Raw genomic sequence first — 12896 nt, forward strand, 5'->3', positions numbered from 1 at the left:
CTAAGAACCTGAGCGCGCAAACCTGAACCGGTTTGCTACTGTTTTCTCGATGAAGTGATTTCTGTTGACTGGTTTCTACCGGTGTCTGACGATCGAAATCATGAAAGAAAACATGCGAAACGATCTGCCTGAAGACACAACCGTGCGCTTAACGTTCCTGGGCAAACACACCCAGGGCGGAGATTCGCCCACGTTGTACTTCACCGATCACGGCACCTACATCGTGCAGGGCTGGAAGGTACCCGGTTACGACGACCAAGTGGAGATTTCGCACCCGCTACTCGCGTTCCTCGAGCCGGGGACGTGCCTGGGCGTGTTGCTCCAGGACACCGGCCACGGGACCTTCATCCTCAGTGGCGAGCCGGTGACCGATCCAGAGGCGTTGGCGCAGATGGACATACCAGACCATGAGACCTGCATCGAGGTACCGCAGGGGAAGGAGATCAGGAAGTATGCAACTCCTGCGGCATGAGGCGTTCTTCGACCTCTTCCGAACGTTTAAGCACACGGCCTGCCATCTCGAAGTAGTCGACACCTACAACACACCGGACGAGTCCGAGCCGTTCCGCAAATTCCTCGCCGGAGAGCCGGACGACTTCGAGTGGTTCGAGGACTGGACGAACCTCGTCCGCGAGGTAACGGTGTCCGGGAAGGTGATGCGGCGTGCTCGCGTGGTCACGGAGCCGAATGTCGACTACACCCGTTGGGGTCTCGTCGTCGCGCATCGGAACATCGAGGCCGGCGAGGTGATCCGGTACCTTCCTCGCCACCAGATCGACCCGAGCGAACTGTCTTCGGATGACTTCTGGCTGTTCGATGACAACCTCGTGTCCTTCACCACCTTCACTCCCGATGGTGCTGCGGGCGGAGGCGCGGCCACGACGGACCCCGTAATAGTCGAATACATTCGCGGCGTGTGGAATCGGGTGTGGGACAAGGCCATCCCCCATGCTGAATACATCCGGGCGTGACCACAACCGCGAAACAGGCCCGCGAGGCGTTCGGTGAGCGCCTGCGCAACCTCCGTAAGGACGCTGGGCTGACCGGCAGGCAACTCGCTGAGCTTGCCGGTTGGCCTGGCTCCAAAGTCTCGAAAATCGAGTACGGCAGGCAAGTACCGACCGATGACGACGTGCGCGTCTGGTGCATCCATACCCGCAGTGCCGATCAAGTGCCCGACCTCATCGCTACGCTGCGCAACGTCGAGACGGCATATCTCGAATGGCGTCGGATGCGCCTCCCACACAGACAGAAACAATCCATAGCTGTCGCGGACAAGACCAACCTCATGCGCTGGTTTGAGCCGGTCCTGATGCCGGGCCTGTTGCAGACACCGCCGTACGCCGAAGCGATTCTTCGCCGGGTACTCGACTTCTACGACGGACCAGGCGACGACCTCGAATCCAGCCTTGCCGCGCGCCTCGAACGTCAGCAAGTGCTGTACCGAGGCAATCACCGCTTCTACTTCATCCTCGCCGAACAGGTTCTCCACACCCGCGTGGGCACCGCGGACGTAATGCGCGAACAGATGGACCGCTTGCTCACGGCGATGTCTCTGCCTCGCGTCGTTCTGGGCATCGTCCCGTCAGCGCACCAGTACACCGCGCCTACCAACAACTTCATCATGTTCGACAGCCGCATGGTGCAGGTAGAGACCATCTCCGCAGAGCTGACGATCACCCAGCCCAGCGAGATAGCGTTGTACGAGAAGGCATTCCATCGCCTCAAGGACCAAGCGATCCATGGGCAGGACGCGCGGGCGATGATCGCCGCGGCGATGGACCGGTTTCGCGTTAGGTGACTTCACTTGCGCCAGAACCGGAAGCACTCGGCAAGCCCACGCAGAATCTCGGCTTTATACCTCGCGGGCACGCCGTGCATAGTGAGCGCGATCGCCACGGTCCGGCCAATCGTTGCAACGACCAACGACACAGCTGCGAGGAGCAGCACGGCAGTCATCATCGGAGTTTCATCACTTTCCTCGGTTCTTGGATCAAGTCGAGTGAACCGTGAAATTCGCCGACCGATGCCCCGGCATCCTGCGGTTCTCAAAGAATCGATGGATAACTCACACAGCTGTGGATAACTGTGGACCGTCGCGGGTTCGCTGCACCGCCGCCCGCCGAAGCTGGGCGGGCGGCGGGCGGCGGGCGGTCGTTACGAGACGACCGGCAGGTAGACCGCGTTGCCGCTGCTGGCGAACTCGGCGGACTTCTCCGCCATGCCCGCCTCCAGCGCCTCGGTCTCGTCCAGGCCCTGTTTGGCGGCGTATTCGCGCACGTCGGCGGAGATCCGCATGGAGCAGAACTTCGGCCCGCACATGGAACAGAAGTGCGCGGTCTTGGCGGGTTCGGCGGGCAGGGTCTCGTCGTGATATTCGCGGGCGGTGTCCGGGTCCAGCGACAGTGCGAACTGGTCGCGCCAGCGGAATTCGAAGCGTGCCTTGGACAATTCGTTGTCGCGGTCCTGTGCGTGCGGGTGTCCCTTGGCGAGGTCGGCGGCGTGTGCGGCGATCTTGTAGGTGATCACGCCCACCTTCACGTCGTCGCGATTGGGGAGGCCGAGGTGTTCCTTCGGCGTGACGTAGCAGAGCATGGCGGTGCCCGCCTGGGCGATGATCGCGGCACCGATCGCCGAGGTGATGTGGTCGTAGGCGGGCGCGATGTCGGTGGCGAGCGGGCCGAGGGTGTAGAAGGGCGCCTCCTCGCACAGCTCCTCCTCCAGCCGCACGTTCTCCACGATCTTGTGCATCGGCACGTGGCCCGGACCTTCGATCATCACCTGCACGCCATGCGATTTCGCGATCTTGGTCAGTTCGCCGAGGGTGCGCAGCTCGGCGAACTGCGCCTCGTCGTTGGCGTCGGCGATGGAACCGGGCCGAAGGCCGTCACCGAGGGAGAAGGTGACGTCGTAGCGCGCGAGGATCTCGCAAAGTTCCTCGAAGTGCGTGTACAGGAACGATTCCTGATGATGCGCCAGGCACCACGCGGCCATGATCGACCCGCCGCGCGAGACGATGCCGGTGACGCGCTTGGCGGTCAGCGGCACGTAGCGCAGCAGCACGCCCGCGTGCACGGTCATGTAGTCCACGCCCTGATCGCACTGCTCGAGCACGGTGTCGCGGTAGATCTCCCAGGTCAGCTTGGTCGGATCGCCGTTCACCTTCTCCAGCGCCTGGTAGATCGGCACGGTGCCGACCGGAACCGGGGAGTTGCGCAGAATCCACTCGCGGGTCTCGTGGATGTTCTTGCCGGTGGACAGGTCCATGATGGTGTCGGCGCCCCAGCGGGTGGCCCACACCATCTTCTCCACTTCCTCGGCGATCGAGGAGGAGACGGCCGAGTTGCCGATATTCGCATTGATCTTGACCAGGAACTTCTTGCCGATGATGGTCGGCTCGAGCTCCGGGTGCTTGTGGTTGGCCGGGATCACCGCACGACCCGCCGCCACCTCTTCGCGTACCAGCTCCGGCGAAACGCCTTCGCGCGCGGCGATGAAGCGCATCTCCGGCGTGACGATGCCTTGGCGCGCCCAGGCGAGCTGCGTGCGCGGACCTTCTACCTCGGGCTTCGCCCAGGTGTCGCGCAGCTTCGGTAGTCCGGCTTCCACGTCGATGGACGCCGTGTCGTCGGTGTACGGACCCGACGTGTCGTAGACGTCGAAGTGCTCACCGTTGGTCAGGTTGATCCGGCGCACCGGAATGCGCAGGTCGTCGACCTCGAGATAGTGCTTGACGCTGCCCTCGATGGGGCCGGTGGTGACGCTGTCGACAGGCGCGGAACTGCCGTCGGACGCAGCGGTGGGTGCCATTCTTCCTCCCTACGCCGGCATTACCCGGTCAGGTTCATACGGTCGACGGCCCTGACGCCTCTCGGCTAGCCGTCCTCTCAGCCCGCTGGTGCGAGCCCCCGTTGGTGCTGAAATTTCCCGCCCGACCATACCCGGCCGTGCCGCGCGCGTGCCCGGGGATTCGACAGGATCGGGTGAACTCCGAGGTCGGCGCGGTCGGTGGCCCAACTACGCCGCCGACTCGAAGCCGTCCGCCGACTCCCTCGACGGGTCTCGCCGCAGCGTTCCCGCAGCCCGATCGAGAAACGGCGCCCGCAGAACCGGCACCTGCTCCTCGGATGGACCTCGCCTCACCGCTCCCGCGGCCCGATCGGGAATCCGAGCGCGCCGAACGTCGCGTTGAGGTTGATCTCGATCTGGGACAGCAGCGCGTCGGCGTCGGCGAGCATGGATACCACGTTCTCGGTGCGGCAGCCGACCTGGTCCGGCGCGCTCGGCGCCAGCCGCGCCTTCAACCAGTTGAAGGTGTCCGCCATGCCGAGCGACGGCAAGCTCAGGTGCTCGCTGAGATGGTCGCGTTGGTAGATCACGGACGCGCCGCCCGCGCAATACCTCTGGGCCAGAACATCATTGGTCCAGATCGGCACCGCCTCGTCCCAGACGCCGTGGTAGAGGAAAATCGGTGCGGTCGGGGTATTCCGGCCGAGCACCGTCGCGTCGAAGACCTCCGCTATCTCCGGTACGGCGAGGAAATCCGCGATCGGAATCGTCAGCATGCGCTGGTAGTCGACGAACATCTGGCTCAATGCGTTACGCGGAAGACATTGCGCCGCAGTGCGATCCATCAGCGCTCGGCCCTCCTGCGTCAGGTAGCGATCGGACGCAGCGCGGAATTCCGGGTACGCCTTGCGCAGCGAGGAGATGCCGATACCGATGAGACTGGCGAACATCGAGCCGTTGACGTGCAACAGGGACACCACATCCGAGGTGGGCGCACCGAGCGCGATGCCTTTGACGTTCAGTTCGGGGGCATAGGTCGGCTGCATCTCCGCCGCCCAGCCCGAGGCCATCCCGCCGCCGGAGTACCCCCACAGCGCGACCGGCGTGTTCGCGCCGTCCAGGCCCAGCGGCTCGAAACGTTCGGCGGCGCGAATGCCGTCGAGGGTCATGTAGCCGGGCTCCTCGGCCACCGCGAGATGCCCCTCCAGCCCCTCGTAGTCCGGGATGGAGACCGCCCAACCCTGGCTGAGCAGCGCGGCGACCGCGATCAATTCACTCTGCGAGTGGATGCCTTCGAGACCCGGCAGCCCCGCGCCTTGTCGCAGCACGAACGACGGGGCGCAAGCGGGGCTCGCGCTGTCGTAGTAGAACTGCAGCGATACCAGCGGGCGAGACCGATTCGGATCCGCGCCCGCGGGCAACAGCACCGTGGTCACCGCCGCCGCGGGTCGCCCGAACAGATCGGTGGTCCGATACAGCAACTGCCAGGACCGAACGTTCAGCGGCAGCACGGTGAGCGCGGCCAGCCGTACCTCCCGTGCGCGGAGAATATCGCCCGGCTCGCGGGACTCGAACCCCTCGGGCGGCTGATAGAACGAATCCGCTTGCGGCAGCGGCACTGCCGTAGCCGGCACGCCTCCCGCGAGCATGACGCAGCCCGCCGTCACCACCGCCACGATCGCCGTTGCCAGCACGCGTACCCCGCGGCCGGCCAGATCTCCCTTGATCACCGGCACGTCCTTCCCTCATCGACGTGACAGTGATTACAACACGATGACAAGTTACCAACAAGAGCTCTTGTTGAAACTGGACGATCGGCGGCCGGCGGCCGGTGTCGTGGTCAGTTGCCTTCGGTCGATTCCGGTGTGGCGGAGTGGTCCGGCAAGCCGTGGGTGCGGCGGGCTTCCTTCATCTCGGCCTCGTAGACGTGCCTGCGGCCGTCGAGGAGTTCGTCCCGCACCGCACGCTCGATACTGCGGAACAGGTCGAAGTATCCGTCGTCGTATTCCTCGACAACCTGGAATGTCCAGCGTCCCGCGATTACGTTGCGGCCGATCAACTCGGTGGAGATCCGGTCGGCGATCTGGAGGTGGCCCGCCACGCGGAACTGATCCACCGCGAGGTCGAGCATGAGGTCGGCACGGCCGGTCAACTGATGGAAGGCGTACAGGTGGCCGCGGGCGCGCTCGGCGGTCTCCAGCGCCTCGGAGAGCTTCCCGGTGGCGGCGACCGTGGCGTCGTCGACGCCGTCGGGCCTGCGGTGACGAACATCCGGGCGGTCGGTCATGACCTCGCTCCTTCGTCTGCTCCGGGTTGCGGTCGTGATCTCCGCGGGGCTGACCGGCTGGTGTCGGAGATCGAACTCGTGTAGCGGCGGTACCCGAGTACGCCGCTCTCAAGCACGCGGCGCGGCGGACGCGCCGACCGGTCCCGGCTATCGTCGAGACATGACCCGCAGCACCTCCGCCGCGCGGCCTGCCGCTACCGGGTCCCGGCGCCGGATCCGTGGCCTCGACGCCGAGCAGCGCAGCGCCCAGCGGCGTAGCCAACTCCTCAAGGCCGCCACCGAACTGTTTGCCGAGCAAGGATTTTCGGCAACATCGATCGAGCAGATCTGTCAGCGCGCCTACGTCGGAACCAAGGGCTTCTACGATCATTTCGACAGCAAGGAAGCGTGCTACATCGCGCTGCTCGAGCAGGTGACCGCACAGATCCAGCAACGCGTCGCCGATGTCGCGGCCGCAGTCGCGGATTCGCCGTGGCCACATCGGGTGGAGGCAATCGTCGGCGCCTTCGTGCACGCCATCACGGACGATCCGCGGCTGGGCAAGGTCACCTTCGGCGAAGCCGGTGGCATCTCGCCCGCCGTCGAGCGGCAACGGCGGAGCAATCGACGCTGGGCGGCGGCGTTCCTGGACCGGCAGTGGGCGGAGGAGGTCGCGAAAGACCACGACGAGGAGCGCGGACGCCTGGCGTTGGCGCTCGCCACCATTGGCGGCATGTTCGAATTGGTCACCGACTGGCTACATCACGACAACACGGCCGACTCGGCTCCCGCCCTCATCGACGACCTGACCAGATTCATCACGGTCGTCGACGCGGGACGCCGAGCCTCCCCGTGAACCGCACACCCTACTTTCCCGCGCGCAGCAGCGCGGTCACCCGCAACGACGTCTCGTGCAGCCGGTTGAACACTTCCACCACGAGTTCCATCTGCTCGGCGGTGTAATCCGCCATCGCCGCCCCGAATTCCCGCGCCAGGATCTCGTAGTGCGGGGCGATCTCGTCGATGCGCTCCTGGATCACGCTCACGATGACCCGCCGCCGGTCCTGCTCGTCGTGCTCGCGGAGGACGTAGCCCGCCTTCAGCAACCGGTCGATCATCCGGGTGATCGCTCCGGTGGTCAGACCCGTCTGCGTCGCGAGTTCCCCCGCGGTGGCCGGGCCGCCGAGACGCAGCAGGTTCAGGCAGCGCAGGTCGGTCACGTGCAGGCCGAGTCGATCGGCGACCGCCTGGTGCATCATCACGGCGTCGGTGGCGCTGCGCTGGGCGGCCATGGTCAGCGCGGCATCCAGCTCGGCACGCTTCGGCATATTGACAACCTCGCGTTACTCGGTCAGTATCTTACTCAGTCAACTACTTACTCGATCAGTTGTTGATCGATTCATTCTACTGGAGATGTCATGACCGTCGACCAGCGCACCGACGCGGACGCTATCCGTCAACTGATCACCCGCCAGGGCGAAGCCTGGGCCGAGGGCGATGCCGAGGCTTTCGCCGAGGTGTTCACCGAGGACGCGGACTACGTCACCTGGGTGGGCTCACACTTCAAAGGCCGCGCCGCGATCGCCGCCTCGCACGTGCCGCTGTTCGAGAAGTACCTGAAGGGCACCCGTTTGGACGGGGAAATCACCCAGCTTCGTTTTCTCACACCGGATGTCGCCGTCATCCACAGCAAAGGCGCGGTGCTCAAAGGCAAGCAGCGACGCACTCGGCGCAACACCAAGATGCAGACCACCATCGCCGTACGACAGGACGGTCGATGGCTGTTCGCCGCCTTCCAGAACACCAAATACCACTGGTTTATGGAAACCCTTGCCGCCTGGTTCGATTCGCGCCAGGCACCGTCCGAGGTGGCCGGATAGAGTCTCGTTCCAGTGGATCGTCATTTCCAGGGAAGGCAACCGGCGATCCGGAGGCGGGTCGCCAATCCGGAGGAAACGCCGGCGCTGGAACCGTTGCCCGCGGTGAGAGCCAGCAGGACGTCCGCACCGAGCCCGGCACCGAAAGAACATCCCAGCACGTTGAGGTCGATCCAGATGACTTCGTCCGGCCCACTGGGCGCGGGCTCATCGGCGTGCGCCGGGCTTGCTCCGGCCACGATGGCGGCGGCCAGTATCACGGCGATGAGGCCGCCCTTGATGGATCGCACTTGCCCTCCTGGTGCGCGCTCGGCGCAGTTGTCGTGCCTCGATTGATGCGTTGCGGGCGTCCGTCGCGCCGGGCCGACGTTTCGCCGCGCACATGATTGACCGATCGGGCACAGGGGAAACACGCCTGAGCGTCACGTCACACGTTTTATAGCCCGGAAATCGCTGTTCTCTGTTGTAGTTGCCGTGAGCGTCGTGTCTGGCGGCGGCCGGTTTGCCGTTGCGACAGGTCACGTCGAACTCCTCGGGAAACTGTTCGAGGAAGCTGTCCGCTCAGCGTGCGGGAACCGTCGAAGGCAGGTAGATGCCGCCGGCAAGTCAGGCACCACTGTGTAGCGGGAATGGTTTGCAGGAGGTGGATCGGGATCTCGGTGTGACAGCCACGGCAGCGGCCGTAGCGGCCTGTAGTGATGAGGGTGAAGGTTTCATCAATGTCGGCCAACGCGTGCCGTGCGGCCGCGGCCAGTTTCTTGGTGACCTCATACCTGGCCGCATCAGCCGCGTCGGTGGGTACGGCGGCGCGATCGATCTCGGCTTCGAGTTCGGCCAGCTGCTGCACGCGGAAGCGGCGTTGCTGATTCAGTCTGGCACGCAGCGCCGGTAGGTGGTCGGTAAGGCGTTCGGGTGAAACAGGGTGGTCGCCGGTCATCCGGGTCTCCAGAACTAGTGGTTCGGGGTTGTGGTGGGCCTGGTCGGTGTCAATGCACGGGAGCGGCCCTTGTGGTCGCAATGGTCGCGGTGCGGATGCCGGGCACTGTGCGGGTCAAGGCAATGGCGATGCGCCGCTCGGATTCGTCGGCGAACCGGCCGGAGACGCTGGCGTCGCCGTCGTCGACGGTGACATGCCACCGCCGTGCGCCGGTGTATTCGTCGAGGAGGATCTGTGCGTCGGCCGCGAGTGTGTCGTCGGGGGTGAGCATGATTCGTAACGCGTCCCCGCGGCTGAACATCCCGACCACGCGACCGTCGGCATCGACGACGGGCAGGCTGCGCACTCCGCGCGTTACCAGCCTGCTCATGACCTCGGCCAGGGCCGCGTTGCCGGGGACCGACACCGCCGGTGTGGTCATCATGGCGCGGACGGTGTCGTCGAGTTCGCCGGCCCTCAACAGGTCACCGCTGGTGAGGATCCCGATAAGGCGATCGTCCCGGTCGAGAACGGGCAACGCCGCGTAACCCAGTTCGGTGAGCATCAGCGCCGCCTCACGTGCTGTGCTGTTGTGCCGCACGGCGACGATTGGTCTTTGCATGACCTCGCAAACCCGCATGTTCCTCATTCCGTTCAACTCCGCTTCACTTGTCCCGGATCGGCTCGAAAGGGCGGATCCCTTTATCGGGCCGTCGTCGTGTCCTCCGGGTGCTGGCTCCGTCAATCCGTAGGGAGACCGTGTGGAGCAGCATCACTCCCCATTTCGCTGGCCCTACCTGCGGTTTCTGTTCAACTCCATGATGGCCGTTGGGTAGCAGCGGTCGGTTGAGCTGATCCGACAATCGCGGCGCCGGGATTTGTGGCGATGAGACAGCGTGGGTGGGTCAGGCGTTGTCGGTGACGGCGAGTTCGATCAGCATGGCGAGCCGTTTGCGGGGGTCGTCCAAGTCGAGGTCGGTCACCTCTGCCATCTTGCGCAGCCGATTACGGACGGTGTTCTCGTGCACGCCCAGCTGCGCACCCGCCTCCACCGGGTCGCCCTGCGCCTGCAACCAGGCGCGCAGTGTTGCCACATACTGGGTGGAGTTCGTGCTGTCATGGCGCCGCAACTCCGACACCGGTCCCCGGGCGGGGGTGCGTCCGGAAAGCCCTGCGGTGCGCAACCGTTGTAGCAGGATTTCGTCCCACGACTCGTCATAGGCGGGAGGCTCGGTACCCGCTGAGCGGGCCTCGTGCAGTGCCAGGCATTCGTCGGCCTCTTGGCGCGCCAACGCCAATTCCGTGGCCCGGGCGACACCGCTGATGCCGGCCGACATTGTCATCTGTGCGGGCAGTGCCGCCTGTCGCTCGCTTATCCAGCGGCGTGCCGTGGCCGCCTGATCAGCGGGCAGCACGGTGTAGACGGTGTCGCCGACCAAGGCGCTGCGGCTCGAACGCGACCAGCCGAATCCGGTGGTTGCTCGCTCGAAGATCAACAGCAGCGCGGCGTGCTGCTCGTCGGCGATTCGAGAGCGCAGCGCGATCACCCGCAAGCTTTCCGGTGCCAACCCCAGTCTGCTGGCGACCGTCGTCGCGTCCGCGGCGCCTTCAAGTAAACGGATCACCAGTTCGGATTCCACCTGACGTTCCAGGTCTGCGCTGGCCCGTGACCGCAGCAGATGCAGGGCCACCGTGCGCGCGCCGTCGGTCAAGGCCTGGTATCGAGCCCCATCCAACGGCGCGGGGCAGGATACCCATACCGAGCCCAGCAGTTGGCGGCCCACGCGCACAGCCACGACCATCCGCCCCGTCATCCCACGTTCTGTCTGCGCGGGAACGAACAACGGTTCCGCCGAGGACGCCAAATGTGCGAAGACACCGTGCGCATCGAACACCGCGCGCAACCACTGCGGCATCTGCCTGCCCAGGATCGTCTCCACTCGTGCGGGGTCGAGGTGCTGCTGCGGCCTGGAATACGCCAGCACCCGAGACCGGCGGTCCTCGATCGTCACCGCACCCCCGACCGCGTCGGCCAGACTGTCGGCCAAGGCAAACAAATCGGTCGGGCCGCGACCGGCCTCGGTCTCGCGGCCTTCCAGTACCAGCCCGTAGACCACCGCCGCCACCTCGCTCCAGGCCACCGCAGGGTCGACCACCATCACGGCCACGCCCTCGATCTCCGACTCATCCTCGGTCTCCTCACCCCCACGGATGAGCGCGACAACAGCCCGCGCCGAGACCGCCCAGTCCACCACCTCCGATACCGAGCGCGCCCCGATCCCCAGCAGCACATCGCCCGCTTCCGCCGGGTCCTGCTCGGCCCCTTGAATCACCACACTGCGCAATGGGGTGGACCGGGGAACCGAACCCAAGCGCAAACGGATCCCATAGCCACCCAGCACATTCGCCAACCGGTCCAACGTCACCATGAGCCGCTCCGATATCGAGCTGGTGAGATCTGCTAGTCCACTGCGTCAGCGGAACCGTTCGCGGTAGCGCGCCTCGGCGGCGTCGGCAACGGTGCTGCCGATATCCAGGGACTCGCCGCGCAGATACCCAGCGACACCGAGGACGGTGACGATGCAGCCGGATGTCCAGGCCGTCCATGCGGCGCCGCCCCCAGCGAAGTCACCGACCCACGGCGCGAGGAACAATGCAAACCCCACGACGGCCAGGGCCAGGTAATCGCGCGTGGGGTCGCCTGCGAGCAACGACCACAACGCGGTTACCGCAGTGAGGCCACCTAGACCGATCATGACGGCAGTCGCCACAGTGGATGAGTGCACCACCGTGCCCGCCAGCACTACGGTCACGACTCCCACGACGAGCGCCCCCCGGCTTATCCAATAACTGAGGGCGCTGCGCTCGGCCGCGCCGGTGCTGTAGTCGCGGATGCCGGATGCGGTGGGCGGATTACCCCGGGCCCATGCCATGGCCCCGAGTGCCATGGCGAGAAACCCCGCTATCCACGCTGTCCACGCGGCCCCACGATCAGGGACGAAACCGCCGCCGAGCCAGGGCAGCAGGAACATCGCCAAGCCGATTACGAACAGGCCCCAATGATCGGGAGTCCGATTCCGCGCCGGTAGCGACAACACCCCGAAGAACGCTATGAACGCACCGAACCCGAACGTCAGACCCTCGCCGACTCGGGTTGAACTCACTGTGACCGACGCCACCACCGCGGCGATCCCCACCACCAGCGCCGCCCACCCCACCCACGTGGACCTTCCCATCAGTTTCACCTCCGCTCCCAGCCGCGTGGCTTTGCAACGAACGCACCACCCAGCACACGAGCAGTCGCACTCGCCCCATGGCGAACTTCCCGGACCTGGCCAATGCAAACTCGACGACAAGAATCCCCAGGCCACCCCGCGTTCGCCGACCTGATCGAGGTCCAGACGATCGCCCATCGGCGACCATGCCGGGATCCGCCCTAGCAGCCACAGGTTCAGACTTCCATCGAGACATGCGAGGCACTGCCGCACGCTAGCGGAGCATCTGGTCGCTCAGACGCCGGGCGGCACGATCGGTCCGCTCGACCTCGCCGGTGATCACTCGATCCTGGAGTATGCCGCGTAGACCCGAGACCAGCAGGGTAGCTACCACTTCTGGATCGTCGGCGACGTCCAGACGGCGCAGCCCGCTGGTGAGTGCCGAGATGAACGTGGCGATGGCCGCGGTGGCGTAGTCCATATACGGACTGCGCGGCACACAGGCCGCACCGAGGACTTGGAGCATCACCTTGACGCTCGTGACGCCCGCACCCGAGGTGTTGGCGGTCCAGAAATCCCACAGCCGTTCCCGGAGTTCGGCCGCGTCGGTGATGTCGGCGAACAGGGCCGTGATGTCGGGGCGCTGGGTCGCCAGCGCCTGGACCAGGAGCTCTTCCTTGGTCGTGAAGTAGTAGATCAGCATGCGCGAGCTGGTGCCGAGTTCGGCGGCCAGCGGCCGCAGCGACAGGTCCACGAGGCCGTGATCGGCGATGTAGCGCACGACGGCGGCGAGGAGTTCGGCGCGTTTGGCGTGGTCGAGAGGGCGGGCCATG

At 65.5% G+C, this 12896-nt stretch carries 15 protein-coding genes and 1 riboswitch; of the genes, 5 read left to right on the top strand and 10 right to left on the bottom strand.

The features are described 5' to 3' along the window. Window positions 1-100 precede the first annotated feature (100 nt). The 3 genes from NA4_RS15070 to NA4_RS15080 are packed head-to-tail and all read left to right on the top strand — an operon-like array spanning window position 101 to window position 1801. On the top strand, window positions 101-472 hold the full coding sequence (locus NA4_RS15070; RefSeq protein ID WP_245671376.1) for a hypothetical protein: 372 nt from the start codon (window positions 101-103) through the stop codon (window positions 470-472). After that, on the top strand, window positions 453-971 hold the full coding sequence (locus NA4_RS15075) for a DUF6879 family protein (RefSeq protein WP_067470252.1): 519 nt from the start codon (window positions 453-455) through the stop codon (window positions 969-971). The genes NA4_RS15070 and NA4_RS15075 overlap by 20 nt, the downstream gene beginning before the upstream one ends. After that, complete coding sequence (locus NA4_RS15080; protein WP_067470253.1) at window positions 968-1801, top strand: helix-turn-helix domain-containing protein; 834 nt, start codon at window positions 968-970, stop codon at window positions 1799-1801. The genes NA4_RS15075 and NA4_RS15080 overlap by 4 nt, the downstream gene beginning before the upstream one ends. A gap of 356 nt (window positions 1802-2157) precedes the next feature. Here NA4_RS15080 and thiC read toward each other — a convergent pair whose 3' ends face one another. The 3 genes from thiC to NA4_RS15095 form a co-directional block, all read right to left on the bottom strand. Further along, window positions 2158-3810, bottom strand: coding sequence for a phosphomethylpyrimidine synthase ThiC (gene thiC / locus NA4_RS15085; protein WP_067470254.1), 1653 nt, complete (start codon window positions 3808-3810; stop codon window positions 2158-2160). Next, window positions 3800-3922, bottom strand: a riboswitch (TPP riboswitch). It overlaps the preceding gene by 11 nt. Window positions 3923-4139: 217 nt before the next feature. Then, entirely contained in the window at window positions 4140-5519 is a 1380-nt protein-coding gene (locus NA4_RS15090) for a lipase family protein (protein WP_157129019.1), read from the bottom strand. A gap of 110 nt (window positions 5520-5629) precedes the next feature. Beyond that, a complete protein-coding gene (locus tag NA4_RS15095; RefSeq protein WP_067470256.1) occupies window positions 5630-6076 on the bottom strand; it encodes a hypothetical protein in 447 nt (148 codons plus the stop codon). 160 nt (window positions 6077-6236) lie between these two features. Between NA4_RS15095 and NA4_RS15100 the strand changes: the two genes are divergently transcribed. Continuing rightward, the gene (locus NA4_RS15100; RefSeq protein WP_067470257.1) at window positions 6237-6911 is read left to right on the top strand and encodes a TetR/AcrR family transcriptional regulator; all 675 of its coding nucleotides are present in this window, start codon (window positions 6237-6239) and stop codon (window positions 6909-6911) included. A 10-nt stretch (window positions 6912-6921) separates the two neighbouring features. Here NA4_RS15100 and NA4_RS15105 read toward each other — a convergent pair whose 3' ends face one another. After that, entirely contained in the window at window positions 6922-7383 is a 462-nt protein-coding gene (locus NA4_RS15105) for a MarR family transcriptional regulator (RefSeq protein ID WP_067470258.1), read from the bottom strand. A gap of 90 nt (window positions 7384-7473) precedes the next feature. Between NA4_RS15105 and NA4_RS15110 the strand changes: the two genes are divergently transcribed. Further along, a complete protein-coding gene (locus NA4_RS15110; protein ID WP_067470259.1) occupies window positions 7474-7935 on the top strand; it encodes an SgcJ/EcaC family oxidoreductase in 462 nt (153 codons plus the stop codon). A 20-nt stretch (window positions 7936-7955) separates the two neighbouring features. Here the strand turns inward: NA4_RS15110 and NA4_RS15115 are convergent, their stop codons facing one another. From NA4_RS15115 to NA4_RS15140, 6 genes are all read right to left on the bottom strand, one after another. Then, window positions 7956-8222: a hypothetical protein gene (locus NA4_RS15115; protein ID WP_067470260.1), complete on the bottom strand. Its 267-nt coding sequence runs from the start codon at window positions 8220-8222 to the stop codon at window positions 7956-7958. A 146-nt stretch (window positions 8223-8368) separates the two neighbouring features. Then, window positions 8369-8869: a TraR/DksA C4-type zinc finger protein gene (locus tag NA4_RS40390; RefSeq protein ID WP_157129020.1), complete on the bottom strand. Its 501-nt coding sequence runs from the start codon at window positions 8867-8869 to the stop codon at window positions 8369-8371. A gap of 49 nt (window positions 8870-8918) precedes the next feature. Beyond that, window positions 8919-9470, bottom strand: coding sequence for a CBS domain-containing protein (locus NA4_RS15125; protein ID WP_373862793.1), 552 nt, complete (start codon window positions 9468-9470; stop codon window positions 8919-8921). A 283-nt stretch (window positions 9471-9753) separates the two neighbouring features. Further along, window positions 9754-11277, bottom strand: a complete 1524-nt coding sequence (locus tag NA4_RS15130) for a PucR family transcriptional regulator (protein WP_067470263.1) — start codon at window positions 11275-11277, stop codon at window positions 9754-9756. Between the two features lie 45 nt (window positions 11278-11322). Beyond that, window positions 11323-12084, bottom strand: coding sequence for an SPW repeat domain-containing protein (locus NA4_RS15135; protein WP_245671378.1), 762 nt, complete (start codon window positions 12082-12084; stop codon window positions 11323-11325). Between the two features lie 253 nt (window positions 12085-12337). Continuing rightward, the gene (locus tag NA4_RS15140; protein ID WP_067470264.1) at window positions 12338-12895 is read right to left on the bottom strand and encodes a TetR family transcriptional regulator; all 558 of its coding nucleotides are present in this window, start codon (window positions 12893-12895) and stop codon (window positions 12338-12340) included. Between the last annotated feature and the right edge of the window lies 1 nt (window position 12896).

Origin of the sequence: Nocardia amamiensis NBRC 102102 (assembly GCF_001612745.1) — a bacterium.
In the GTDB taxonomy this organism is placed as follows: domain Bacteria; phylum Actinomycetota; class Actinomycetes; order Mycobacteriales; family Mycobacteriaceae; genus Nocardia; species Nocardia amamiensis.